The following is a 25,398-nucleotide window of genomic DNA, read 5'->3' as shown; positions in this document are numbered from 1 at the left end:
TCCCAACGCGGCCTCGGAGCAGAGGCCGATGCGGCCCAGTCTGCCCCCCAGCGGAGGTCCGACGAGGCAGGCGGAGCCGGGACGGTCTTCCGAGGGGCGCACGAACCCTGGAGTGCCCCCGACGACAGGGCAGAAGCCCGGGGCCGGTCTGCTGGTCTCCTGTCCTCAGCGTGGCGAGAGTCGATGAGGGGCGGACTTCAGCTGTGCCGCATGGCCCCCGAACTTCCCCTTCCCCGTGGAGTACTCCTGTGGCGGCTGGTCGACGCAGGCCGTGCGCAGCCGCCCGCGCAATAAAGAAGCGACGGACTCTTCAAGCGGTCTCTCAACTATTCAAGAGGTAGCTTTCCTAGCAGCAGAATTCTGAAACAGGGAAATTCCAGGGCTGTGCGCACGCCGCGGGGGATCGGAAGCGCCACGTCTTTCCCGAGGAAATTCAGGGATTGGGCTGAGCGGCCGGTGCCCGGCCTACGAATGTGGCTACGGCGACCCTCCAGTGCAGTGTGCGGGCGGGCTGGTGCTCTGTCGCGCGCGGGGACATGCGGCGACGCGCTGGAGGGAACAGGCGGTCTTCCCGCAGCCGGACCGGTGCAGACTCGCTGCCCAGAACACAGGATTCCCCCAAGCATTCAAAAAGCCAAGCTCCTTTGCGGGGGAATTTTTACCCTCTTTCCGGAAGATCCCCTCCGCCCGGGGTATCCAGGGGGCGGAAGGGGGGAGAACGTGTGCGCGATGGGGAGTGGGTAGCCGACACCGGCACGGAACTACGCGGAATCCTCAAAGTCATGGTGGACGTCGGGTGGCTGCCCGGCGGCGTAGCGGTAGTCGGCTCGGGAGAGGTGTGGGAGAACGTCGCGGTCGGCCGTGTCGGTGTCGAATGCGGGGAAGCGGTCGCCGCGCCCGACACCCGCTACGACGTGGCCGAACTCACCAAAGTGATGGCTACCTGGCCGCTGGTGGGCCAGGCTATCGCCGATGGGCTGCTCGACCTCGATGCGCCCATGGCGCACTATTTCCCCGGCAGCTATCCGGGGAGCAAGGTGACCATCCGGCAGATCCTCACCTACACCTGCCGACTGAGCCCGGTGACCTGGCTGGAACGCTACGTCGGCACCGACCAGCCGCTAGCGGAGGCGATCCTCGTCGAGGAACTCGAGAAGCCCGGGTACTGCGTCACCGACCGGGGGTTCATCCTCCTCGGGCTCCTCTTGGAACGGGTGCGCCGGCAATCCCTGGACCAGCTCGCCACCGACCTGTGGCGGCACATGGGGCTCTCCGCTACCCGGTACGGGCCGCTACCGCGCAGCCCGTCGGTGGCGCCCACGGAACGCCGCATCCCGGGAGCACCCGCCACCTGGGGTGTGGTCCATGACGAGAACGCGGCCCTGATGGGCGGGGTTGCGGGGCACGCCGGAGTGTTCACCACCATCATCGACCTGGGGATCTTCGCCCGGGAACTGCTGGCCTGGCATGCGGGCGAGCACGGCACGGCCCAGCTCACCGGTTTCGTGCGGCAGAGCTGGCTGCCCCACCAGCCCGTGGACGACCGTTTCGCCCGGGGCCTGGCCTGGAAGGTCACCGACGACGGCCTCGTCTACCACAACGGGTCCACCGGAACGAGCCTGTTCCTCCACCCGTCCACCGGCCGCTATATCGGACTGCTCACCAACGCCATCCACTACGGACGACGCTGCCCCGGGCTCAGCGACCTGAGAGCAACAATCCGAGCCGTATTCACCTACTGACACCGCGCCGTCCGCGTCCGCGGCGCCGACGGCCCCGCACCGGGCGCCGCGCGGTCGGTACGGGCTCCGGCTCTTCCGGTTCTTCCGGCTTCCGCTTGCCGAAACCGTAGGGGTCGGCGGCGCGCCGGTGGGCGACCACCATTGCCACCACGGCCGCGACGATGAGGAACACAGCCCCGCCCGTCCACAGCATCCAGTAGGGGATGAGCGGCTCTTCCTCGAGCTGCTCGGCCAGCTCCGGGTCGAACGGCGGCACGTGGTCCGCGGTCGACTTGGCCGCGGTGAACGCGTCCGGCGCGTTCACCACTCCGGCTCCGTAGCCGGGCTGCCCCGCTGCGGCAGGGTCGGCAGCCTGCGCGCCCGAGGTGATCGCCTCCACCACCTGCTCCGGTTTCAACTGCGGGAACTCGCCGCGGATCAGCGCGGCCACGCCCGCGACGAACGCCGCGGCCGCGTCGCTTCCGGAGACTGTGGTGTAGCCGCCGTCCGGGTCCACCACGGTGATCTCCTCGCCCGGGGCGGTCACCGCGATGTGGTCGCCCCGGCTGGAGAACTCGGAGAGGGACCCGTCGGGGCCGACCGAGCCGACGGCAAGCACGCCCGGGTAGGCGGCCGGGTAGCTGGCCTCCCCGAGGGGACCGCCGGAGGCGACGACTACCACCCCGTGGTTCACCGCATAGGCGATGGCCTCCTGGTCTGCTTCGTTGGCTTGGACGGAGAACTCTGCGCCAGCCAAGGGCAGGCAGATCACCTGGGCGCCTTCGTCCACGGCGTAGCGGATGCCTGCGGCCAAGGCCCCCGGGTCCACACTGTCCCGGTCAGGGCCGTCCGGTTCCGCGGTGATGCGGATCGCCAGGATCTCTGCTTCGGGGGCCACTCCCATCACACCGCCGGTGTGTTCGACACCGTGCCCGCTGGCCGCCACGATTCCGGCCATCATCGTGCCGTGGATCCCGTAGCCGTCGCTGTCTGAGGACAGGTCGTGACCGGTGAAGTCGGGGCCGACGGTGACGTCCTTCAAGTCGGGGTGGTCGGTGACAACACCGGTGTCGAGCACGGCAACCGTCACCCCGGAGCCTTGGGCTTCCTCCCACACCTCGGCCGCACCGACCATGTCCAGGCCCCACTGTTCAAGACGCAGGTCGGAAACGTCGGCTGCTGCCGGTGCGGCGGACAGGCCGACAGCGAGCGCCGAGCAGAGAGCCAGCGCGGCGGGAGTCCAACCCCGTGTCGTGCACATCGCGGCTTCAACCTCCCCCGAAGCCGGTGACCTCCCAGAAGGCTCCGGCCGAGACTGCTGTGGGCGCACGTCATTCTTTCATGGGCTCTGAACTGGTCCGGGACAGGACTACGGGCGCCCCCACGCCCAAGCCGAACCGCTGGGCGGCGCTTCCCCCGTTCACCGCGAGCGCCAGCAGCCCGGCCGAGTCGGTGAGGAGCACCGGCTCGCCGAGGGGGACCGCGCCGAACGTTGCGGCGACGGCGACCGTGTGCGAACCGTCCGGCAAGCGCACCGCCACCCGGTCCGGGAGTCCCGGAGCCGCGACAACGGACCGCAGGTCTTCCGGGTGCAGCGACAGTTGGCAGTTGCCGAACCGGTCGATGGCGTGCACTTCGCCGCGGGCCACTCCACCGCTGACGTCGCGGAGCGGAGCGGACAGCCGCACCAGGACCGCCGGGTCGAGGGCCTGCCCCGCTTCGGACAGGGGAAGCCCGGCCGCGATTCGTGCCCCCACCGGGGCGTAGATGTCCCGCCCGTGGAACGTGCGGGAGACCGGGTGCCGCCACAGCGACTCGTTGGTCAACTCCACGGCCGTGTCGATCCCGCCGAGGGCTTCCGCCGCCCAGACCAGCAGCCCGTTGTCCGGCCCTACAAGGACGTGGCCTCCGGCGGCAAGGGCCACACTGCGCCGCGCGGTCCCCACCCCCGGGTCGACGACGCCGATGTGGACCGCGGCCGGGAACTCGGGAACCGTGTCGGCCAGCACGGTGGCGCCGCGCCGCACATCCCCGGGCGGGATGTCGTGGGTGATGTCGATGACGGGGAGCCCGGGTGCGTGCCGCAGCATCTGGGCGCGGCAGGCGGCCACGAAACCGTCCTGGGTCCCGTAATCGGTCAGGAAAGTGAGACAGGTGTATCCCCCATGGTCAGTCATGCGGCATTCCCCTCGATCTCTCCCGTGAAATCGCTACGATAAATCGCCCGATCCGGACGATGGAGGGCGGTCAATGGCAGACAGCGGATCCCAGGCACCAGACCCGTCCGATCACGGCTTACCACGGTCGGACACCCCGTCTGCGCTGGACGAGCGCGACCAGCGCATCCTCGCCTTCGAACGGCAGTGGTGGAAACTCGAAGGCACTAAAGAGCAGGCCATTCGCGACGAGTTCGGCTTCTCGCCCACCCGCTACTACCAGCTTCTCAACCAGATCATCGACCGGCCGGAAGCGCTCGCTTTCGACCCGATGACCGTGAAACGGCTCCGCCGGAGGCGCAGCGAACGCCAACGGCAGCGTGTCGCCCGCAAACTGGGGATTCAGTTGTAGCCCCGCTGGGCTGTCCTGCGGCCGGGCAGCCGCGGACGCCGGGGTGCGGTGTCGCACACTCGGTCAGGGTTGGGGTGCGAGCGGTTTCGGGCATACCTCCAGCGTTCAGTCCACCGAGTGGAAAGCCGTCTATGTCTCTTCTCCAATCGACGACACAGAGCGGCAAGGTCGCGCTGGATCGCATCCGCGACATGCCGGACCGCGCAGTGTGCGCGTTCGACTTCGATGGGACGCTCGCGCCGATCGTGCCTGATCCGCGGGATTCCCGCGCCCACCCTGGCGCGGTTCCGGCGCTGCGCGCCCTCGCGGGCCGGGTGCGCGCGGTCGCCGTCATCACCGGGCGGCCCGCCCAGACCGCAGTCGACTACGGCGGTCTTGACGCGGTGCCGGGGATCACTGTGCTCGGCCACTACGGTCGGGAGCGCTGGGAGGACGGGAAGCTCACCGTTCCCGAACCGCCGCCCGGCGTGGCCATGGTGCGCGAAGCCCTGCCCGGCCTGCTCGACGAGGTGGGCGCCCCTGAAGGCACGTGGATCGAGGACAAGAAGCACGCGTTGGCCGTGCACACGCGGCGTACCGCCGACCCGGAAGCCGCGTTGGAGCTGTTGCGCGCTCCTCTAGCGGATCTCGCCAAGCGGGCGGAGCTCGCTGTGGAGCCCGGGCGCATGGTGATTGAACTGCGGCCGCCCGGGGTGGACAAGGGGGCGGCGCTCACCGACCTGGTCACCCGCCTCGGCGCGGAGGCGGTGCTGTACGCCGGAGACGACTTGGGCGACCTGGCAGCCTACGACGCGGTGGAGCGGCTCCGGGAGCAGGGCGTAGCCGGGTTCAAACTGTGCAGCGGTTCCGCCGAGGTCACCGAGCTCGCCCGGCGCGCCGACGCGGTGGTGCCGGGGCCGGAAGGAGTGGTGGCGTTCCTGGAGGAACTCGTGGCAGCCGTGGGCGGGTGAGCCGACCGCCCACGCTGCGCGACGGGAAAGCTCCTGCCCCGGGCTGCGGCTCCGCCGGGAAAGCGGTCGAAACGTGGCAGGCTTCGCCGGAGGAGGCGCGGCCGCGCCAGCGTTCCGCGGGGGCTGCGGTGCCCGGGGCACTGCTCCGGCTCGAGGCAGGCCGGTTAGGCCGGCGTCCCCGGCCTAGGGGGTGCGTCCTCGTCCGGTGGCAGGCCCGGGGCGGAGCTGCCACCGGGGAAGGCTCAGTCCAAAGCCCGCAGCTGGTCGGTGAACCACCGCTGCGGGGGCAGGGCGGCAGCGGCCTCCGCCAGACGTTCCGTGCGCTGCCGTCGCTCCTCTTCGTCCATGGTCAGCGCCCGGTGCAGCGCCTCGGCGGTCTCCGACACGTCGTAGGGGTTGACGAGGATCGCGTCGGCGCCCAGGTCGTCGGCAGCGCCCGCCTCAGTGGACAGCACGAGCGCTACGCCGTTGAGCGACAGCACCGGCCCTTCCTTTGCGACCAGGTTCATCCCGTCGCGGATCGGGTTGACCAGCAGCACGTCAGCGATCTGGTAGGAGGCGAGGGAGCGGGGGTAGTCGTCGTTGACCTCCAGCACCACGGGGGTCCAGTCGTCGGTGCCGAACTCGGCGTTGATCGCTTCGGCCGTGGCCCGCACCGACTCGGTGTAGGCGCGGTACTCCGCGACACCGCTGCGGCTGGGGTATGCGAACGCCAAGTGGGTGACCCGGTTCCGCCATTCGGGGCGCTTCCGCAGCAGTTCACCGAAGGCTTCCAGGCCGCGCACGATGTTCTTGGACAGTTCGGTGCGGTCCACTCGCACGATCAGCTTGCGGTCGCCGACCCGTTCCCGCAGCCGTTCCCGCCAGCGCGCCACATCTTCGGCGGCGGCCCGCTCCCGCAGCCCTTGGGCGTCTGCGCCCAGGCCGTGGACTCCGACACGGATGACCCGGCCGCCATGCTCGACCGTGCGGGTGCCCCAGTTCACCGGGGCGCGCAGGAACACTTCGCAGCACCGCAGGAACGCGTCGGCCCAGCGCACGCTGAGGAAGCCCAAGTGGTCGGCGCCGAGCATGCCTTCGAGGAGTTCCCGGCCGATGTCCGCGGGAAGCATCCGGAAGTACTCGGGGGGAGCCCAAGGGGTGTGGGAGAAGTGGGCGATGCGCAGGTCGGGGCGGCGTACCCGGAGCATTTTCGGTACCAGCGCCAGGTGGTAGTCCTGGACGGCGACCTTCGCCCCCTCGTCCGCGCCGGTCAGCAGTGCTTCCGCGAAAGCAGAGTTGTAGGCCCGGTAGTCCTCCCACTCGGCGCGGAAACGGGAGCCGAACGACGGCTTGTTGGGGGTGTCGTAGAGCATGTGGTGAACAAACCACAGTGTGGAGTTCGCCACAGAGTTGTAGGCATTGTTGAAGACGTCGGCGGGAATGTTGAGCATGCGTACACTCGCCCCGCCCACGTCGTATCCGGCCTTGTCCAGCCGCCCTTCGGGGGCTGCTGCGGCGGCTTTGCGGTCAGCGTCGGACAACGCGGCGCACACCCACAGGGTTTCGATCTCGGTGGCTACCGAACTCAGTCCGGAAACCAGGCCGCCACCGCCGCGCCGGGATTTCACGGCGCCGTCGTCCCCGATTGAGAAGGACACGGGTCCCCTGTTGGAAGCGACGAGGATCTGTGCCTTGTCCACCTGTTGGTCCACCTCTCAGCGGTCGGAGTCCGATGACCCATTTGACTACATGGCCCTTGGGGCGACGGGAGGCGGGTCGTGTCTCGCGTTCTGTTTAGTCTCGCCCGGTGCGCTGCCACGCAAACCGGCCCTTCGGGTAGAGCTCTGTCACAGCATGGACGGAGGGGGAGAACTGGGAGCACATGGCCCCCCGTGGAAAACTGGTACGCGGTCCGTTAGAGTGACCGACAGGTCTCGGGACACAACCGAGCGGAAAACTTGAGATTGCTCATCCAGAGGGGTGGAGGGACACGGCCCTGTGAAGCCCCGGCAACCATCCCGGTGGACGTTGCTCGTCAGGTGCGAGGCGGCCGGGACAGGTGCCAACTCCGTCCCACTGTCAAGGTGGCAGTGGGGAAGATGAGGGGAGAACGCCTCATGGCGCTGACCGCCACGGAATCAGTCACGTCTGCCACCGGCTCTTTCGGTTCTGCTTCCGCACTGTCGTGCCGCGAATGCGGCGCCCGCTACGATCTCGGTCCGATTTTCGCCTGCATCGAGTGTTTCGGCCCGCTGGAAGTCGCCTACGACTTCGGAACCGTTACCCGTGAGTCCATCGAGCAGGGGCCGAAGAACATCTGGCGGTACAAGGCCCTGCTGCCGGTTCCCGTCGACGTCGAGAAGCTGCCGAACATGAACCCCGGCCTGACCCCGCTGGTCAAGGCCGACCGGCTCGCCGCTGAACTGGGGCTGCGCTCCCTGTACGTCAAAGACGACTCCGCTAACCCGACGCATTCGTTCAAGGACCGGGTCGTGGCCATGGCAGTGGAAGCTGCCCGGGTCTTCGGTTTCACCACCCTGTCCTGCTCGTCGACAGGGAACCTTGCCGGGGCGGTGGGCGCTGCCGCGGCCCGCGCCGGGTTCCGCTCCTGCGTGTTCATCCCGGCAGGGCTGGAGGAAGCCAAGGTCGTCATGGCCGCGGTCTACGGTGGCCAGCTTGTGGCGATCGAGGGCACCTATGACGACGTCAACCGGTTCTGCTCCGAGCTGATCGGCGACCCGGCGGGGGAGGACTGGGGTTTTGTCAACGTCAACCTGCGCCCCTACTACGCCGAAGGGTCGAAGACGCTCGCCTACGAGATCGCCGAGCAGTTGGGGTGGCGCGTCCCCGACCAGATCGTGATCCCCATTGCCTCCGGGTCCCAACTCACCAAGATCGACAAGGGATTCCAGGAGTTGATCGCGCTGGGGCTGGTCGAGGACAAGCCGTACCGGATCTTCGGGGCGCAGGCGACCGGCTGCGCGCCCGTGGCCCGTGCCTGGGAGAAGGGCTACACCGTGGTCCAGCCGGTCAAGCCGGACACCATCGCTAAGTCGCTGGCTATCGGCAACCCGGCGGACGGCCCGTACGTGCTCGACGTCTGCCGCCGCACGGGAGGCGCGGTCGAACACGTCAGCGACGAGGAGATCGTGGATTCGATCCGCCTGCTGGCGCGCACGGAGGGGATCTTCGCCGAGACTGCGGGCGGGGTCACCACTGGTGTGCTGCGCAAACTGCTGGCCAAGGGAGTGCTGGACCCCGAGGCCGAGACCGTGGTGCTCAACACCGGGGACGGCTTGAAGACGCTCAACGCTGTGTCCGGTACCGGTGTCACCGCGACGATCAAGCCGTCGCTGAGCGCGTTCAAAGACGCCGGGCTGCTCTGACCGCCGCTGGTCTATTCGCTGGTCTGTTTCCCCCTTTGCAGAGCCGAACCCATCAAGGAGTCCACAGCGATGAGTGTCAGCGTCCGCATTCCGACGATTCTGCGCACCTACACCAAGGGGCAGGCCGAGGTGTCCGCCGAGGGGGCCACCCTCAAGGAGGTGCTGGCTGACCTGGAGACCAACTACTCGGGGATCCAGGCCCGTATCCTCGGCGACGACGGCGCGATCCGCCGTTTCGTCAACATCTACGTGGGTGACGAGGACGTCCGGTTCGCCAGCGGTCTGGACACGCCCACCCCGGACGGGGTCCAAGTGTCGATTATCCCGGCGGTGGCGGGAGGCTGCTGACCGGGACCCGTGTCGTGCAGGTGTGGTCGGGGTGTGACACGCCCCGGCCACACCTGTTTTTCTGGGAGCGGAAAAGTCCCTGAGGGGTGGTTAATCCGCTCTGAGCTGGGGGTAGGGAGGGCGGCGGCGGTGCTCCGGACGTTTGCACTCCCCCCAGGGGAGTGCTAAAAAGTAACCGTTAGCACTCTCCGCAGTCGAGTGCTAAATCGCGGATCGAGACGATGAGGTCGTGACATCCGGCAGACGGGTGCCGGATCGGCGCGACCATCCGTCGCGGGCGTCGGCTCGTTCCCTCGCGTATCAGCCCGGTCTCGGGAGGACTAGAACTCTATGGCAGCCAAACTGATCGCGTTTGACGAGGAAGCCCGGCGCGGCCTCGAGCGCGGTATGAACCAGCTCGCGGACGCTGTCAAGGTGACGCTCGGCCCCAAGGGCCGCAACGTCGTCCTTGAGAAGAAGTGGGGCGCGCCGACCATTACCAACGACGGTGTCTCCATCGCTAAGGAGATCGAGCTCGAGGACCCCTACGAGAAGATCGGCGCCGAGCTGGTCAAGGAGGTCGCCAAGAAGACCGACGACGTGGCCGGTGACGGTACCACCACCGCCACCGTGCTGGCCCAGGCCCTGGTCCGCGAGGGTCTGCGCAACGTAGCCGCTGGTGCCAACCCCATCGGCCTGAAGCGCGGTATCGACGCCGCCGTGGCCCGCATCAGCGAGGAGCTGGCGAACCTCTCCAAGGAAGTCGAGACCAAGGAGCAGATCGCTTCCACCGCCTCCATCTCCGCGGGCGACCCGCAGATCGGCGAGTACATCGCCGAGGCGATGGACAAGGTCGGCAAGGAAGGCGTCATCACTGTCGAAGAGGGCCAGACCTTCGGCCTGGAGCTGGAGCTCGCCGAGGGTATGCGCTTCGACAAGGGCTACATCTCGCCCTACTTCGCCACCGACCTGGAGCGCATGGAGACGGTCCTCGAGGACCCCTACATCCTCATCGCCAACCAGAAGATCTCCAACAACAACGAGTTCCTTCCGGTCATTGAGAAGGTTCTGCAGGCCGGCCGCCCGCTGGTCGTCATCGCCGAGGACGTCGAGGGCACCGCGCTGCAGACCCTGGTGGTCAACAAGATCCGCGGTACCTTCAAGTCCGTCGCGATCAAGGCCCCCGGCTTCGGTGACCGCCGCAAGGCCATGCTGCAGGACATCGCGATCCTGACCGGCGGCCAGGTCATCACCGAGGAAGTCGGCCTCAAGCTGGAGAACACCGAGCTGGACATGCTCGGCCGGGCCCGCAAGGTCGTCGTCACCAAGGACGAGACCACGATCGTCGACGGTGCTGGCGACGCCAGCGCGATCGCTGGCCGGGTCAACGAGATCCGCGCCGAGATCGAGCGCACCGACTCCGACTACGACCGCGAGAAGCTGCAGGAGCGCCTGGCCCGCCTGGCGGGCGGTGTGGCTGTCATCAAGGCCGGCGCCGCCACCGAGGTGGAGCTCAAGGAGCGCAAGCACCGCATCGAGGACGCGGTCCGCAACGCCAAGGCCGCGGTGGAGGAGGGCATCCTGCCCGGCGGTGGTGTCGCGCTGCTGCAGGCCAGCATCGCTGCTTTCGAGAAGCTTGAGCTGGAGGGCGACGAGGCCATCGGTGCCAGCATCGTCCGCCGCGCTGTTGAGGAGCCGCTGAAGCAGATCGCGATCAACGCCGGCTACGAGGGCGGCGTTGTCGTGGAGAAGGTGAAGAGCCTGGAGCCCGGTATCGGCCTGAACGCGGCCACCGGCGAGTACACCGACCTGTTCAAGGACGGTGTCATCGACCCGACCAAGGTCACCCGCTCCGCGCTGCAGAACGCTGCCTCCATCGCTGGTCTGTTCCTGACCACCGAGGCCGTCATCGCCGAGAAGCCGGAGAAGCCGGCCGCGAACAACGCTGGCGGCGACATGGGCGGAATGGACTTCTAGTCCGACCGGTACTACACGTCCACTGGGGACGGTCCCTTCCGGACCGTCCCCTTTTTTGTGCTGTGGGCGGCCGCGGGGCGGGCCGGTTCAACGGGTGACGAGGCCCCGCTGGGCAAGCTCGGCGAGGACCCGCACCCCGGCCGGGGCGCACCGGTCGGCGTCCGCCTGAGTGAACCAGGCGAGCTCGGCGATCTCGGAACGCGGGGCGAGATCCCCGGTGCACTCCGCGGTATAGCACGTCAACCGGACCCGGGTGCCTTCCGGATAGCCGTGCGCCGCCGCGTCCACCACGGTGAACAGTTGCAGCGTGGCGGGGTCCAGTTGCACGGACACCTCTTCGGCGACTTCCCGGATCAGCGCTTCAGCGTCGTTTTCCCCCGGTTCGCGTTTCCCACCCGGGAAGTAGAAGACGTCCTTGCCCTTGGGACGTACTTGGAGCACCCGGCCGTCGCGGACGTGCACCCAGGCCAGCGCGTCCACGACCGCAGGCGTTGCGGAGTCAACAGCACCCATGGCCTCCACCCTAAGCGCCGGGGCGGTTCATCCGGTTTGCTGGGAGCTGGGCGCACGAGTCGGACTTTCCGGGGTACCGTCAAGGTGTGTCGCCCTTGACAACTCGGACCGTCCGCGTCTGGGAGCGTCACGGTGCTGGCGGCATGGGCCGCGGACGTGGGCCGCGGCCGTATCTCCGCGTCGGCTTTCACGGATTCAGGAGACAAGGTGTTCTGCGGTGACCCGCTGGAGCAGGGCTACCAGAAGTGCGTCGACCAGATGGAGCTGTTCGCCTTGGCTTCACTGATTCCCGCGGTGCTCGCCTTGGCGCTCATGGTGGCCGCCTTCACTACACCGGTCCTGCGGGCCAAGCCGGCCTTGCGCGCCCAGACCCTCGGCTACTCCCTGGTGGCCTGGATGATCGCGGGAGGCACCGTGCTGATGGGCTGGCTGCCCGCGATCTAGGCACGCGCTGCTCCGGCCTGCGCGTCGCGGCGGGGCGGGCTCAGACCGTGCTGAGCATGATGAACAGCACGAGCAGCAGGATGAGGAAGCCGAGGTGGATGAAGTTGCTCAACCATGCCCAGCGGACGTAGCGGTCGAACTCTTCCGGGTCCTCGTCCTTGCTGAGGGCGACGGCGGCCAGCACGATCCCGATCACGTCGGTGATGCCTACGCAGGTCAACGTGAGGATGATCGCGATGATCAGGGCGAGGACCGCGTTGCCTTTGGCCAGCGGGGGACCGGGAAACGACGGCTCTCCCGCCGGGGGAGGCGGGGGAAACCCGGGCGGGGGAGAAGCGTGCCAGGAGAAGCCGGGAACCCCGGGCGGGCCGCTTCCAGGGTGGTGCGGCGGAGGAGAGGCGGTGCGGTCGCCCCAGGGATTGCCCGGGCCGGGCCACTGGCTGTTCATGGATTCCGCCCTCTCTTCAGTCCAGGTTCTCCACATGGCGGAGCGCAGGTTGCGATAGCGGTCAGTAGTTCACCCCCGGTGAGATTGCTTCCTCTACCCACGATCCTGCCTGGGTGAGGAGAACACCGAAGGAGATGAGCATGACCAGGAGCATCACTGCGCCGGCTCCAAGGCAGTACCAGGAGTACCTGGTCAGAGTTTCGGCCTGAGTGTAGAGCCCTTGGTCGCGCTTGTGCGCGGCACGCACCGCGAAAACGATGCCGAGGATGCCGAACAACCAGTTCCCGCAGCACAGGAAGGTGAGTGCGTGCAGGATGAGCGCCATCGTGGAGCTGCTCGCACCGGAGGGACGGAAGGCCGCATCGCCCTCCGCGCGGTCCCCGTCCTGCGTGCCTGCGGTCCGGCGGGCCCGAGGCAACGGTTCGTCGCGGGGGTCGGCGGCTCCCGGGGGCAGCGGCGGGTTGCTCATGGGGGAGAAACCTCGATTCCGTACACCAGAAGTGGGTTGATCCCATCACATCAGAATCTGCGGCGGAGTGCCGAACAAGCCCGTGGCTTGCCGAGGGCTGCGGGGAGCGGCCCGCGCCGCCGACGGGGCCGGGGGATGCCGTGCCCCGCCTGCCCGCGGCAGTACCGTGCGGGATCGGTCATGACCACGATGGGGATTGTCCCCCGGTGACCGGAGCGGTTCACCGCGAGCGGGTGCGGGCCGCAGTGGCATGGCAGCTCGGAAGGGCTGCAGGGACCGCTGCGGATCGGTCACCGGGTAGCGTAGCGGCATGTGACGACAGAGTCGCGGAATGCCACAGGGGTGTGTGCGAGGTGCGTGCGAGGGCGCGGGCGTGCAGCGGGCTGTCCGGCATCAACCAGAAGCAAACGATCCGGAATATCACCGCATATGCCCGGTTGGCAGGCGTGCGCTACGGGAGTGATGAGAGACGATGGCCCTGCGTCCCGGCCCAGAACATGGCTGTCTCGGTGGGTCTGTCTGTCCTGCGAGTGCCGAGGCCCGAGGACGACGGTTGCCGGCCGCCGGTGGAGCCCGTCACCGCAGCGGCCGGCAACCGTGGCGGCAGCCCGGAGAATCGCCGGATCCCGTCCCACAACTCCGCAACCGGTGGTACGCGCGGGCGGCCGCAAGCGGAGAGGCCCGGAACACAGTTTTTCCGGGCCTCTCGTCCGTTTTCGTTAGCAGCTTACGGATAGGAGTGGAAAACTCGCCCCAGACCGGCCACAGTGGGAATTAGCTTGCTTTTTGGTCGTTTTAAAGAAGTTATCTAGTGGCTGTCCTGGACAGCCGCGGTTAGCCTGAAAGACCCGTCCACTGTTGGAAGGACGGGGGCCGTTCCCCACTGATCCGGTATGACCGGAGTGGGTGACGGGTCCCGGTGTTTCGACTGCGAAAGCGAAGAGGTCACACGTGCCCACTGGCAAGGTCAAGTGGTACGACGCGGGCAAGGGGTTCGGCTTCCTCACCAAAGATGACGGCGGCGAGGTCTTCCTGCACGCCTCGGCGCTTCCGCCTGGCACGACCACACTACGGCCCGGCCAACGGGTCGAGTTCGGCATTGTGGAGGGGCGCAAGGGCACTCAAGCGCTCCAGGTCCGGTTGCTCGACACGCCGCCCTCGGTGGCCAAAGCGCTACGCAAGAAGCCAGACGAGATGGTGGTCATCATCGAGGACCTGATCAAGCTGCTTGACAATGTGTCCAACACCTATCGCAGGAACAAGTATCCCGACCGTCGCGAAGCGACCAAGATCGCCAAAGTCCTTCGGGCACTCGCCGACGATATCGAACTTTGACACCCCGCACGCAACGCGCCCTGTGGCGGACGCCACAGGGCGCGTCCACACTTCTCAGGCGCGATAAGCGCGTAACGGTCAGTTATCGATCCCTTTCGTGGTCAAGCCGGTGGCGGTCATCAGTGACAATGGAGACGTGAGACGCACCCGTCGATCCCCCGTACCAGACAAGGCGTGCATTGAGGCGCAGGATCTCGCCCGTGCAGCGGCCGTGGAGATCGGGCGCCCGGAGTGGGTGGGTGAACACCTCGGCACCAAGGTCGAGGACACCCGCCTGGTCACCCACTTCTTCGAGTGCCTGAACCCCGCCTACCCGGGGTGGCACTACGCGGTCACGGTGGTGCGTGCCGCCCGGGCCAAGTACGTCACCGTCAACGAGTCGGTGATGCTGCCCGGCCCGGATGCGCTCATCGCACCCGAGTGGCTGCCGTGGAAGGAGCGCCTGCGCCCGGGCGACCTCGGGGTGGGAGACCTGCTGCCGACCCCTGAAGACGACGAACGGCTGATGCCGGGCTACGCCCAAGTCCCCACCGAAGAGACCGACGCAGACGGCGAAGACCAGCAGATGCTGTGGGAGCTGGGACTGGGGCGGGCCCGCGTGCTTTCCGAAGTGGGACGGCAGGCAGCGGCGAAACGCTGGTACGCCGGCCCGGGCGGTCCGAAGAGCCCGATCGCCACTGCAGCCCCGGCCCAGTGCGCTACCTGCGGTTTCCTTGTCCCGTTGGCGGGCAAGCTCCGGCAGATGTTCGGGGTGTGCGCCAACGAGTACGCGCCCGACGATGGCCGGGTGGTCTCCCTGGACCACGGCTGCGGGGCGCATTCAGAGGCCGCGGTGCCGGAGCGCACCTCTGAACGGCTCACGCCGGTGGTTGACGAGATGGGCTACGACACCATCGTGTTCGACGACACCAGCGAGCTGGAGCTGGTCTCCTCTGACAAGCAGGCCCGGCAGTGACGTGGGGCCTGGCAGCACCGCCGGGCCCCACGCCTGCCGCGGCGGCAGCGCGGTGTCGCTAGCGCTCACCTTGAAGGCAAGGGAACCCGCCGCGGGCCCGCGGACGTCCGAGGACTAGGGCTACGGGCCCCGTCCGGGGGAGCAGGACGCCTAGCAGGCACGCGGTGCTGGCCGTGGTGTCCCTTACCTTCGGGCCGGAAAGGACGGCTGTCCGGCAGCCGCCGCCCGCAGGGCGAACACCGCGGGCGGTGCCGCCATCGTGGAGGAGAGTAAGCGCGTGCGGAGTGAACTGTTCAACCAGGCCCAGGAGAACGACCTACCCGGGATGTCGCTGCAGAACCCCCGGATGCTCCGCGTCGTCTGCGACGGGGAGTTCTACGCACGCAAAGGCACGATGGTGGCCTACCAGGGCGACATCGACTTCGCCCACCAGGGCTCGGGGCTCGGCCGGTTCACCAAGAAGATGCTCACCGGCGAAGGCCTGCCTCTCATGCGCGTGTTCGGGAAAGGCACGGTCTTCCTCGCCCGGGACGCGTGGGAGATCCACATCCTCGACTTGGAAGACGAGTCGATCACCGTCAACGGGAACAACGTGCTCGCTTTCGAAGCGGGCCTGGAGTGGGACATCCACCGGGTGCGGGGCATGGGCATCATCGCTGGCGGCCTGTTCAACACGGTGTTCCGGGGCCGGGGCCGGGTCGCGGTCGCCTGCCACGGCACCCCGGTGCTACTCAACGCCGACCAGATGACTTTCGTGGACACCAAAGCCGCGGTCGCCTGGTCCACGTCGCTCACCACCAGCCTGCGCAGCACCGTCAAAGCGGGGGCGCTGATCGGCCGCGGCAGCGGGGAGGCGTTCCAGCTCGCTTTGGAAGGCCGCGGGTTCGTCCTCGTGCAAGCCTCGGAAGGAGGCGTGCGGGCCATGCAGCAGGGGTGAGCCGGTCACTCCAGGTCGGCTTCGGCGTGCAGCAGCGGCAGAGACTGCGGGTCGCGCAGCAGCGCCGCGACCAGGTGGCGGCGCGGCCACTGGCCGGTCGCCCAGCACAGGGCGCGGGCCAGCCCGTCTGACGTGGCGGCGTGCAGTTGGCCGGACGTGCAGCGCCACTCCACGGCCGCCCCGTCCACCAGCAACTCGCCGTGGTGCAGGTAGGTCAACGGCACTGTGCCGAGGAACGCCCGCACCTCTTCAGGAACAGGGCGGGCCTCCCCAGTCGAGGTGACCCGGCCTGCCACCACTTCGGAGGCCAGGTCGAGGTCGAGAACGTCGGCGAGGTCCACGGCACGGTCGACCGGGGCCAGGATTACGGGACGGTCTGCGAGCAGCGGCAGCAGGTCCGGGGCGTCCACGACCACGGTTTCTTCGGCGTCGGCTACCACCACGGAGCCGCCGTGCACCGCGCGCACCCGATCCGGGGGCGTGACCCGGTCCGGGGGGACGTCGGCCAGCGCCGCCCACAGCCGGCGCAGCTCAGCGCGGGAGATGTGGCGGTCCGGATCGCCCAGGCGCTCCAGGAGGTCGTCAGGGCCGTCCGGGTCGGCGAGCAGGTCGTCTAGGCGGGAACGCACTCCCAGGGCGCGGGCGAACTCCGGGTCCACGTCCACGGGGAGCTCGTCGTAGAGGCCGGTGAGGGCGGGGTCCGCGTCGGCGGTGCGCAGCTCGCTGGGGGTGCGGTCGCCGAGCAGCGCACCGGTGCGCAGCCACCATGCCGTGTAGGAGGGCACGTCCACAACCCGGCCGTCCCCGGTGAACACTCGGGTGGGTTCGACGATGGCGGCGCGCGGTCCGGGAGCGGACAGGAGTTCCAGGGCTTGGGGCCAGCGGTCTTCCCGCACGAACTCCAAGTCGCGGACTCCCACGAACTCGGGGACGACCGGGGGGAGTTCAGGGTCGCCGAGCAGGGCCGACACGGCGGCCGCCCATTCGTCCACGCCGTCGAGTGGGAGGTCGTCGAGGCTGTCTTCCAGCCCGGCGCCCAAGGTCACGTCGTGGGCGCGGTGGACAGTGAAGAGCCGCATCACCCCCACCGACTCCAGCGTCTCCGTGTCGTACGCCTCCGCCAGGTCGGCGGCGAGCACCCCGAAGGGGGCGTCGTCGGTGAAGATGTCCACGAGCGGGCTGTCCGGGTGCAGGAGTTCGGCGGCGGGCGCATAGTCGCCGTCCGCGTCCCGCAGCGCCAGCTCTGCCAGCCACGGCTCGTCAGCGACCGTCACCCCGGAGGCCGCGACCAGTTCGAGGACGGCCCGGGCGATCAGGTCCGGGTCGTTGGCGTCCAGCGAGTTCTCTACGGCGGCCCGGGTCATCGGGTCGGTGAGGATGGCGCGTTCGTTGGCTTCTACCGCTCCCAGGCGGACGAGCAGCGGGTCGACCGCTTCCGGGTGCACGATCCGCAAGCCCAGCGGTTCGAGGGCCGTAGCGTCCAGGATGCCTGAGGTGAACGCCTCCCCCGTGGGCAGCAGCAGGCCCCGGGGCCCGCGTACCAGCCGTCCGTCCCACAGCGGCACCGGCAGCGCCCCCAGGTTGTCCAGGGCGGCGCCGCGCTGTCCGACCGCGCGCAGCGCCGCGTACAGGCGCGCCCACCAGGCGGGTTCCCGGTCGACCCCGGTGAGCAGGTCGGCCAGGTCGGCAAGCGAGACTCGGCGCAGTTGCAGGGCGCGCACCCCGGGGTGGTGCAGGTCGGTGTCGCCGGGCAGCGCGTTCGGCACCAGGCCGTCCAGCACGTCCAGCAGGGTGTCGCCTCCTTCGACGAGCACCGCGTCGCGAGGGCTGAGGGAGACTCCGGTGACGGTCTGCAGGAACGGAAGGTCCGGCAGGAGTGCCGCGACCCGGGCCCGGAACCGGGCGTCGAATTCGTCGCCGCTGAGCCGCTCCAGCGGAATCAGGTCCCAGGTGGCGGGGGCGGCTATGCGGCGCAGCAGCTCGGTGTAGGCGTCGGCAGCCGCGTCGAGCAGCACGTCGGTGGCCGGGCCGAAAGCGATCCGGCGACGGTCGGGGGACAGCGGGAAAGTGCCGATCAGCAGGGCGGGGACGTGGAGTTCGTCGTCGCTGGGAGTGGGCGCGTGCACGACCCGGGGCACGTCTGGGGGCAGCACGGCTGCCCCGCTGGCCGGGTCGAGCGCCACTGCCCAGGTCAGCGACCAGTCGCGGCGTTCGCGTTCTTCGACGGGCCGGTCGGCGAGGTCTGCCTCGGTGAACTGTCCGGACCTGGTCACCGTGGACCAGCGGGTGACGTGGTCCCCCGAGGCATCGCTGCTGCGGATGGTGACCGTGCCGTCGGGCTCCCAGGTGGAGCGGAGAGAACGGACGTGGCTGTCCGTGTCGATGGTGATTTCGGCGAGCCATGGGAGGGCCAACAGCAGCGCTTGGCCGGTCTCCGCGAGCTGCAGGGCCAGACGGGCGCCAGCGTCCGCGTCGCGGAGCTGCAGGATGACTGCGCTGTCGAAACCGTCGGGCGGGCGGGTGCGGTCGGCGAACGGCAGCCGCAGCAGCGGCACCCGGTTGTCGCGGCGGGCCAGTTCTTCCGCGAGTTTCGGGTGGGCCCGGCCCGTGGCGATGAGCTCGTCGTGGACGAGGGCGGCGGCCCGGTCGCGGTTCCACCGCACTGCCCCGTCCCGGGACGCAAATACCACGTCGTCGCTGAGCGAGGCGACCGCGGTGAAGCCGACCCCGAAGCGGCCCACCGCAGCGGCGTCGCGTTTCGCGGAGGCACGCAGCGTGGACAGGGACTCCACGCCTTCGGCGGTGAGCGGGGCACCGGTGTTCGCGGCGGTGAACTCTCGGCCGCGGAGCCGCAGAACGAGGCGTCCCCGCCTGCCGGCGCGCTGGGCGGCGTCCGCGGCGTTCTGCGCCAGTTCCACGACGACACGGTTGCGGTAGCCGCCGAGGGCGTAGTCGTCTTCAGCGTTGGCGTCTTCCCGGAAGCGCGCGGGGGAAGCAGCCCAGCTGTCGAGGATCCGCGCGCGCAGGTCGGCGACGCCGAACGGGTCGGCCATAGTGTGCGTCATCCCAGAAACACTCCGCGACGATCGTGACATCTTCGGGCCTCCGGAGGCGGGAGAGAGCCCGGAATAGCTAAGATCATCGGGCTACTCGGAAAAAGCCTTCCGCGATGAGCCCACGCAACGACGCCGGGGTCCGCTCCCGCAGCACCGCTGGATCCTGACCGATCAGTTCCGCGATCGCGTCCAGGAGCGGTCCCACCGGGATTGTGCCGTCGCATACCCCAGCGAGCGCGGCCTCAACCGTCCCCACTTGGGCTACTCTGCGCAGGCCTTGAGTCTGGCGGAGCAGGATCCGTTCCGGGTCGGGCGCACCCGGGACGCTGATCCGCTCCTCCCGCACCCCGGGGGCAAGGGCGACGCGGGCCGCCAGCAGGGCTGCGTCGGTGAGGCGGTGCGCACTCATCGCCCCGTCCACCACGTCCGGCAGGTAGGGGCCCACCGGCTGGTCGATTTCGTGCCGCAGCTCCTCCACGCGCACGGTGGCGTCCTGGGCGGCGTCGTTGCGCAGGCAGATCCACCCGAAGCCGATGCCTTTGACGCCTTCCCGCTCGAAGTAGTCGAGCCAGGCGTCGTAGCGCTGGGCGTATTCAGGGCTGCCCGCTTCGCAGGAGTCGCGCAGCCACAGTTCCACGTATTCGGCAGGGTCTTGGACGTCGCGCTGCACCACCCAGCCGGAGCAGCCGGTCCCTTCGACCCAGCCGCCGACCCGGTCCCGCCAGTCTTCTCCGTCCACGTGCAGCCAGTTGGCGAGCAACTGGCACCAGCCGCCTTCCGTGAGGTGCGCGGGGGCAGCGGAGACGAGGGCGGCGCACACCGCGTCGCCGGGCAGGTCCGATTCCCGGTAGGTGTAGCGGGCCGTATCCGGGGTGATCACGAACGGCGGGTTGGAGACGATGAGGTCGAACCGTTCTCCCTGCACCGGCTCGTACAGCGACCCTTGCCGGGTTTCGACATTGTCCACCCCGGAGAGGGCGCAGCTCAGCCGGGTCATCCACAGGGCGCGCGGGTTGACGTCGGTGGCGCAGACCCGGGTGGCGCGTTCCGCCAAGTGCAGCGATTGCACGCCGCAGCCGGAGCCCAGGTCGAGGGCGCGTTCGACTGGACCGTCCACGATGAGCTGGGCGAGGGTTGCCGAGGCGCCGCCTGCGCCGACGACGTGGTCGGGGCGCGGCTGCCCCTCCCCGGGGCGCACGGTCAGGTCGGAGACGGTGTAGTAGGGGCGGCCGTCGGCGAGTTCCCACGGTTTGATCTGCACGAGGGCGCGGGCTTGGCCGTCGCGGATCGTCAACAGGCCCGCCTCAGCGAGGTCGGTGAGCGGCAGGGAGCGCAACGCGGTCTGCGGTACCGCTTCGCCGAGCCACCACAGGCGCAACAGCAGGCCGAGCCGTTCTTCTCCACCGGTAGCGCGCAGGGCGGGAACCACTTGTTCCCGGGCGAGGGCTCGCGCCGCGATGTCGCCGAGGCGGTCGCGGACACCGGAGACGGTGTAGTCGGCGTCGAGCAGGGCGTGGCGGAGCCGGTCAGCGAGGTGCGGTGGAAACGGGCGGAACGTTTCGGACACCCGTTCATTATCGGGGACATTCCCCGAAACGGCGCGGCTCAAGGGCGGGACTGTCGGGAAACTTTCCCGGTCGCCGGGTCGGACGCGGAGTCAGACGGGGGCGAGGAGGAACGGTCGGAACCGGACGCGGCGCGCTGGGCCCGGCGCCGCTCTTCGGCTTCGGCGCGGCTGCGTAGCAGGCGGGGGACGTACCAGAAACCGAACACTCCCAGGGCGATCCCGGTCACGCAGACCCAGATCCACCACCGGCTGTCCTCAGGAATCCGGTCCCCTTGGAGGAGAAGGACGATCAAGGCGATGGTCCATGCTGCGGTGCCTACCGCCGCGGGGATGCGGTAGTCGGATTCGTGGACCTCAGGGTCGGGCTGCCGGGGTTTACGCACACTTTCAGGCTAGACGATCCGCGCGGTGGGGCCGCCGAGCGCCGACTGTCCAGTGACCCTGCTGACGTGTGAGAACTCGGAACGGATCTGATGTTTGCCCGTGATCAGGCTCTGTCAAATTAGACCGAGTGAGTGAGTCCTCTACCCCAGTTGCGCCGGTGCCGCCCACGAAGCGCACCGGTTTTGCTGCCGCGCTCGACCGCTATTTCCATGTCACCGCGCGCGGCTCGAACTTTGCTCGTGAGATCCGCGGCGGGCTGGCCACGTTCTTCGCGATGGCCTACATCGTCGTGGTCAACCCGCTGATCATCGGTACTGCTCCGGATATCAATGGCGACACCCTCGGCTTGGAACGGGTGGCGGCGGTCACCGCACTGGTCGCCGCGGTCTCCTCCATCCTGATGGGTGTCATCAGCCGCTACCCCTTCGCGATCGCCTCGGGCATGGGCCTCAACGCGATCGTCGCCTACGTGCTGGCACCCATGATGACCTGGGCCGACGTTATGGGCCTGGTGGTGATCGAGGGTGTCATCATGCTGCTGCTCGTCTTTTCCGGGTTCCGGAAGGCGGTCTTCAACGCGGTCCCCGCCTCGCTGAAGAGCGCGATCGGTGTCGGGGTGGGCTTGTTCCTCGCCCTGATCGGTTTCGTCAACGCCGGTTTCGTGCGGCCCGGAGACGGCACCCCCGTCCAGTTGGGGGTGGGCGGATCGCTGAACGGGTGGCCGATCCTGGTCTTCGTCCTCGGTTTCGTGGTCACCATCGTCCTCATGGTCCGCCAGGTCAAGGGCGCGGTGCTGATCGGCATCGTCTTCGCCACGGTGCTGGGCATCGTGGTGGAGCTGTTCGCCAAGGTGGGGCCGCGGGTGGATGAGGCGGGCCAGGTGAACGATCTGGGCTGGGCGCTGAACGTCCCCACGGTGCCCACGTCGGCAGACGACCTGGTGTCGCTCCCGGACCTCAGCCTGGTCGGCCAGTTCAACCTGCTCGCCGACTGGCGGGGCGTGGGGATCGCCACCATGCTCATGCTGGTGCTCACCCTGCTGCTGGCGGACTTCTTCGACACCATGGGCACGATGGTCGGTGTCGCCGGCCAGGCGGGGCTCACCGACAAGGACGGCAACGTGCCGAACTCGCAGGGGGTGCTCGTCGCCGACGCGCTCGGCACTGTCGTGGGTGGTGCTGCTTCGGCGTCGGTGGCCACCACCTACGCCGAGTCTGCCGCGGGTGTCGGGGAAGGCGCGCGGACCGGTATCGCGCCGATCGTCACCGGCCTGCTGTTCATCGGGGCGATGTTCATTACGCCGCTGGCGGTCCTCGTGCCGGCTGAGGCGGCCACCCCGGTGCTGGTCGCGGTGGGCTTCCTGATGATGACCCAGATCACCAAGGTCGACTTCACGGACCTGGGGATCGGGATCCCGGCCTTCCTGGCCATCGTGATCATGCCCTACACATATTCGATCGCCAACGGTATCGGGGTCGCGTTCATCGCCTACACCATCGTGCGGACGGCTCAGGGCCGGTGGCGTGACGTGCACCCGCTCATGCTGCTGATCTCCCTCGTCTTCCTGATCCACTTCGCTGAGGCGCCCATCCAGGCGCTGCTCGGCTAAGCCCGCAAGTCCGCTTCGGCGTCCCATTCCGTCGGGATGGGACGCCGTACTTGTACGCACACTTTGTGTGAGTGGCGTTACCCGGGAAAATCCCAGGGAATCTTCCCTCCCGGGATATTGTTAGCAAGAGTAATGAGTCATGCTAATGAATCAGCCTCACCCATCCACGCCAGCCAGCACTGACGCGAGCCTGGCCGCAGCGCTCCGTATGGCCGTGGGGCGGCTCGCCCGACGGCTCCGTGCCCAACGGCCCGACTCCTCCCTGTCCCTGGGACAGGGATCAGCGCTCTTCACGCTGGCGCGACACGGGACGATGACTCCTGGCGCGCTCGCCGACCACGAAAAAGTGCAGCCGCCGTCGATGACCCGCATCATCGCCGCGCTTGAAGAGCGCGGCCTGGTCCGCCGTAGGCGTCACCCCGACGACGGCCGCCAGCAGTTGGTGGAGATCACCGAGGAAGGCATCCAGCTCGTCCAAGCCGACCACCAGCGCCGGGAAGCGTGGCTCACCCGGCAGCTTGCAGAACTGAGCCACGAGGACAAGGAGGTCCTCAGGCGGGCAGCGGAGATCATGGACCGGTTGAGCCAGTCGTGACCTGGGCGGCGGGAGGGTGACAACCCGGAGGAGCGAGTCGCTATCAGCAGCACAACACCGCGTTCGGATCGTCGCGTAACAGCGGACGAGCAGTCCGCAGACTCGGCAGAACCCGCACAGTCCAAAAACCGTCCCAGCATGTTCCGGTCGCTGGCCAACCGCAACTACCGCCTCTTCGCGCTGGGCCAGGTGATCTCCAACCCGGGCACCTGGATGCAGCGCATCGCCCAAGAGTGGCTGGTCCTGCAACTGAGCGGCGGTAGCGGGATCGCGCTCGGAGTCGCCACCGCCCTGCAATTCCTTCCCACGCTCCTGTTCGGCCTGTGGGGCGGTGCACTCGCCGACCGGATGTCCAAGCGGCGGCTGCTTATCACGAGCCAGAGCATGATGGGCCTGCTCTCCCTGGGCTTGGGCCTGCTGGTGACGTTCGGCACGGCCCAGGTGTGGCACGTCTACCTGTTCGCCCTCGGACTCGGCCTGGTCACCGTCGTGGACAGCCCGGCCCGGCAGAGCTTCGTGGTCGAAATGGTGGGACGCGAGGATCTTCCCAATGCGGTGGCGTTGAACAGTGCCAGCTTCCAACTGGGCCGCGTGGTCGGCCCCGCCGCCGCAGGCATCCTCATCGGCCTTATCGGCACCGGGCCGGTCTTCCTCATCAACGCGGTCTCGTTCGCCGGGGTCATTACTGGATTGCTCATGATGCGCCCCAGCGAACTCCACGTCAGCGAGCTCGCGCCGCGCTCCAAGGGGCAAGTCCGGCAAGGGATCCGCTACGTAGCCGGACGCCGGGACCTGCTCCTGCTGCTCGCCACAGTCGCCTTCGTGCAACTGTTCGGCTCCAACGTGCAGAACCAGCTCGCCCTCATGGTCAACAACGTCTTCCAGGCGGGCTCTGAGGCGTTCGGGCTGGCCGCGACATTCCTCGCCCTCGGCTCCTTCACGGGCGCGCTCATCGCGGCGCGGCGCGAAGCACCCCGGCTGCGCACCGTGCTCATCGGGGCGCTCCTGTTCGGCGTCCTCCAGGTCGTCGCCGGGCTCATGCCCGGCTACACGGCGCTGCTCGTCGCCCTGGTGCCCATGGGCATCTGCTTTATGACCTTCACCACCTCTATGAACGCCTACTTCCAGTTGAACGTGGAACCGCAGATGCGCGGCCGCGTCATGGCGATGTACATGCTGGTGTTCCTGGGGGTCGCCCCCATCGGCGCGCCTATCGTCGGTGTGCTCGCCGACCTGTTCGGCCCCGCAGTCAGCATGGTCGTCGGCGGAACGGTGAGCGTCACCATCGCCGTGAGCGCCGCCATGCTCCTGGGCCGTAGTCTCGGAGTGAAGGTGCGCCTCCGCGCCCGCCGCCCCTTCGTCGACGTCATCCGAGACAAGGGCCCGGAGCGCCGCCCTGAGCTGGAGGAATAATGCGTCTCTTCACGGCTGTCACTCCCCCCGCCGCGGCGCTCGACGCCTTGGACGCGGCGGTGGCGTCCGCCCGACCCACGGCCCGTGGACTGCGCTGGGTGGCCCGGGAGCAGTGGCACATGACCCTGGTGTTCCTCGGCGACGTGCCTGACGACCAGGTGGACACGGTCGCCGGGGAACTGGGACGGGTGGCGGCCCGCCACCCCGCGATGTCCCTCAGCCTGCGCGGAAGCGGGACGTTCCCTCCCCAACCGGTCCGCTCCCGGGTACTGTGGGCGGGTGTGGACGGGGACACGGCGGCCCTCACCGCACTCGCAACCGACCTGCGCGAGGCCGCTGTCGCCCTGGGCATCCCCGTGGAGAACCGCCGCTACGTGCCCCACGTGACCGTGGCCCGGGCCCGCATCACCACCAACCTGACCGCGCCCTGCGCCCGCCTGGAAACCCTCGCCACCGAACCGTGGCAGGCCGCCGAAGTGCACCTCGTGCACAGTCGGCTGGGCGCTGTCCCCCGGTACCAGACCATCGCCACCTGGAAACTAGCCTGAGAACACCGGTGCCCGATCCGATGACCGCCAGGCAGTGATCAGGAGAAGACGGAGCGACCCATGAGCATGCTCACCAACAATCGGAAGCAACGCTGGCTGCTGCCCACGGTGCTCGCGGTGATCATGCTGATCGTGATCATCGGGTCGCTGGTGTAGGCGAGCCCGCACCCACCCCGGCGGAGGCAGGAAACCGCCGCGCTCCCGGACCGGTCAG

23 protein-coding genes and 1 riboswitch are annotated in these 25,398 nt (G+C 68.6%); of the genes, 14 read left to right on the top strand and 9 right to left on the bottom strand.

The features are described from left to right. The first annotated feature begins 722 nt into the window (after positions 1 to 722). Positions 723 to 1,742 (top strand): serine hydrolase domain-containing protein, encoded by a 1,020-nt coding sequence (locus TF1_RS10985; RefSeq protein ID WP_061783865.1) that lies wholly within the window; start codon positions 723 to 725, stop codon positions 1,740 to 1,742. Here the strand turns inward: TF1_RS10985 and TF1_RS10980 are convergent. Continuing rightward, positions 1,732 to 2,982, bottom strand: a complete 1,251-nt coding sequence (locus tag TF1_RS10980; RefSeq protein ID WP_061783864.1) for a S8 family serine peptidase — start codon at positions 2,980 to 2,982, stop codon at positions 1,732 to 1,734. The genes TF1_RS10985 and TF1_RS10980 overlap by 11 nt on opposite strands. Positions 2,983 to 3,052: 70 nt before the next feature. Continuing rightward, positions 3,053 to 3,898: an SAM hydrolase/SAM-dependent halogenase family protein gene (locus TF1_RS10975; RefSeq protein ID WP_011290669.1), complete on the bottom strand. Its 846-nt coding sequence runs from the start codon at positions 3,896 to 3,898 to the stop codon at positions 3,053 to 3,055. A 73-nt stretch (positions 3,899 to 3,971) separates the two neighbouring features. Here TF1_RS10975 and TF1_RS10970 point away from each other — a divergent pair, with 73 nt between their 5' ends. Next, positions 3,972 to 4,289 carry a DUF3263 domain-containing protein gene (locus TF1_RS10970; protein WP_011290670.1) on the top strand — a complete coding sequence of 106 codons (318 nt, stop codon included), beginning with the start codon at positions 3,972 to 3,974 and terminating at the stop codon, positions 4,287 to 4,289. 131 nt (positions 4,290 to 4,420) lie between these two features. Next, positions 4,421 to 5,239, top strand: a complete 819-nt coding sequence (gene otsB, locus TF1_RS10965) for a trehalose-phosphatase (protein ID WP_016188069.1) — start codon at positions 4,421 to 4,423, stop codon at positions 5,237 to 5,239. Between the two features lie 242 nt (positions 5,240 to 5,481). On the opposite strand, the gene TF1_RS10960 is transcribed toward otsB, so the two are convergent. Then, positions 5,482 to 6,921: an alpha,alpha-trehalose-phosphate synthase (UDP-forming) gene (locus tag TF1_RS10960; protein ID WP_011290672.1), complete on the bottom strand. Its 1,440-nt coding sequence runs from the start codon at positions 6,919 to 6,921 to the stop codon at positions 5,482 to 5,484. 265 nt (positions 6,922 to 7,186) lie between these two features. Beyond that, positions 7,187 to 7,327: riboswitch (SAM riboswitch) on the top strand. An 11-nt stretch (positions 7,328 to 7,338) separates the two neighbouring features. Here TF1_RS10960 and thrC point away from each other — a divergent pair. The 3 genes from thrC (at position 7,339) to groL (ending at position 10,911) form a co-directional block, all read left to right on the top strand. Continuing rightward, positions 7,339 to 8,607, top strand: a complete 1,269-nt coding sequence (gene thrC / locus TF1_RS10955; protein WP_016188070.1) for a threonine synthase — start codon at positions 7,339 to 7,341, stop codon at positions 8,605 to 8,607. A gap of 69 nt (positions 8,608 to 8,676) precedes the next feature. Then, the gene (locus TF1_RS10950) at positions 8,677 to 8,955 is read left to right on the top strand and encodes a MoaD/ThiS family protein (RefSeq protein WP_061783863.1); all 279 of its coding nucleotides are present in this window, start codon (positions 8,677 to 8,679) and stop codon (positions 8,953 to 8,955) included. 330 nt (positions 8,956 to 9,285) lie between these two features. Next, positions 9,286 to 10,911 carry a chaperonin GroEL gene (groL, locus tag TF1_RS10945; protein ID WP_011290675.1) on the top strand — a complete coding sequence of 542 codons (1,626 nt, stop codon included), beginning with the start codon at positions 9,286 to 9,288 and terminating at the stop codon, positions 10,909 to 10,911. Between the two features lie 87 nt (positions 10,912 to 10,998). Here groL and TF1_RS10940 read toward each other — a convergent pair whose 3' ends face one another. Beyond that, positions 10,999 to 11,424: an NUDIX hydrolase gene (locus tag TF1_RS10940; protein ID WP_011290676.1), complete on the bottom strand. Its 426-nt coding sequence runs from the start codon at positions 11,422 to 11,424 to the stop codon at positions 10,999 to 11,001. 132 nt (positions 11,425 to 11,556) lie between these two features. On the opposite strand from TF1_RS10940, the gene TF1_RS10935 reads away from it, so the two are divergent. After that, positions 11,557 to 11,868: a hypothetical protein gene (locus tag TF1_RS10935; protein WP_011290677.1), complete on the top strand. Its 312-nt coding sequence runs from the start codon at positions 11,557 to 11,559 to the stop codon at positions 11,866 to 11,868. A 40-nt stretch (positions 11,869 to 11,908) separates the two neighbouring features. Here the strand turns inward: TF1_RS10935 and TF1_RS10930 are convergent, their stop codons facing one another. Continuing rightward, the gene (locus tag TF1_RS10930) at positions 11,909 to 12,316 is read right to left on the bottom strand and encodes a hypothetical protein (RefSeq protein WP_016188071.1); all 408 of its coding nucleotides are present in this window, start codon (positions 12,314 to 12,316) and stop codon (positions 11,909 to 11,911) included. 61 nt (positions 12,317 to 12,377) lie between these two features. Next, positions 12,378 to 12,785, bottom strand: a complete 408-nt coding sequence (locus TF1_RS10925) for a CD225/dispanin family protein (protein ID WP_011290679.1) — start codon at positions 12,783 to 12,785, stop codon at positions 12,378 to 12,380. A gap of 951 nt (positions 12,786 to 13,736) precedes the next feature. Here TF1_RS10925 and TF1_RS10920 point away from each other — a divergent pair. The 3 genes from TF1_RS10920 (at position 13,737) to TF1_RS10910 (ending at position 16,012) form a co-directional block, all read left to right on the top strand. Beyond that, on the top strand, positions 13,737 to 14,120 hold the full coding sequence (locus TF1_RS10920; protein WP_011290681.1) for a cold-shock protein: 384 nt from the start codon (positions 13,737 to 13,739) through the stop codon (positions 14,118 to 14,120). A gap of 136 nt (positions 14,121 to 14,256) precedes the next feature. Then, positions 14,257 to 15,075 carry a DUF3027 domain-containing protein gene (locus TF1_RS10915; RefSeq protein ID WP_011290682.1) on the top strand — a complete coding sequence of 273 codons (819 nt, stop codon included), beginning with the start codon at positions 14,257 to 14,259 and terminating at the stop codon, positions 15,073 to 15,075. A 277-nt stretch (positions 15,076 to 15,352) separates the two neighbouring features. Then, entirely contained in the window at positions 15,353 to 16,012 is a 660-nt protein-coding gene (locus tag TF1_RS10910; protein ID WP_016188073.1) for an AIM24 family protein, read from the top strand. Positions 16,013 to 16,017: 5 nt separating this feature from the next. Here the strand turns inward: TF1_RS10910 and TF1_RS10905 are convergent, their stop codons facing one another. From TF1_RS10905 to TF1_RS10895, 3 genes are all read right to left on the bottom strand, one after another. Then, complete coding sequence (locus TF1_RS10905; protein ID WP_041427573.1) at positions 16,018 to 19,077, bottom strand: sacsin N-terminal ATP-binding-like domain-containing protein; 3,060 nt, start codon at positions 19,075 to 19,077, stop codon at positions 16,018 to 16,020. Between the two features lie 73 nt (positions 19,078 to 19,150). Further along, entirely contained in the window at positions 19,151 to 20,635 is a 1,485-nt protein-coding gene (locus TF1_RS10900) for a DUF7059 domain-containing protein (RefSeq protein ID WP_061783862.1), read from the bottom strand. A 38-nt stretch (positions 20,636 to 20,673) separates the two neighbouring features. Next, positions 20,674 to 21,018, bottom strand: a complete 345-nt coding sequence (locus tag TF1_RS10895; RefSeq protein ID WP_011290686.1) for a DUF2530 domain-containing protein — start codon at positions 21,016 to 21,018, stop codon at positions 20,674 to 20,676. Positions 21,019 to 21,146: 128 nt separating this feature from the next. Here TF1_RS10895 and TF1_RS10890 point away from each other — a divergent pair, with 128 nt between their 5' ends. The 4 genes from TF1_RS10890 (at position 21,147) to thpR (ending at position 25,184) form a co-directional block, all read left to right on the top strand. Then, entirely contained in the window at positions 21,147 to 22,628 is a 1,482-nt protein-coding gene (locus TF1_RS10890; protein WP_011290687.1) for an NCS2 family permease, read from the top strand. A gap of 145 nt (positions 22,629 to 22,773) precedes the next feature. Then, positions 22,774 to 23,223, top strand: a complete 450-nt coding sequence (locus TF1_RS10885) for a MarR family winged helix-turn-helix transcriptional regulator (protein WP_038043139.1) — start codon at positions 22,774 to 22,776, stop codon at positions 23,221 to 23,223. Positions 23,224 to 23,361: 138 nt separating this feature from the next. Further along, on the top strand, positions 23,362 to 24,636 hold the full coding sequence (locus TF1_RS10880; RefSeq protein WP_011290689.1) for an MFS transporter: 1,275 nt from the start codon (positions 23,362 to 23,364) through the stop codon (positions 24,634 to 24,636). Further along, positions 24,636 to 25,184, top strand: a complete 549-nt coding sequence (gene thpR, locus TF1_RS10875; RefSeq protein ID WP_011290690.1) for an RNA 2',3'-cyclic phosphodiesterase — start codon at positions 24,636 to 24,638, stop codon at positions 25,182 to 25,184. The genes TF1_RS10880 and thpR overlap by 1 nt, the downstream gene beginning before the upstream one ends. Positions 25,185 to 25,398: the final 214 nt, after the last annotated feature.

This window comes from Thermobifida fusca NBRC 14071 = JCM 3263 (assembly GCF_001592045.1).
Lineage (GTDB): Bacteria > Actinomycetota > Actinomycetes > Streptosporangiales > Streptosporangiaceae > Thermobifida > Thermobifida fusca.
The sequence above is the reverse complement of the archived record's forward strand: the minus strand, read 5'-3'. Positions and strand labels throughout refer to the sequence as shown.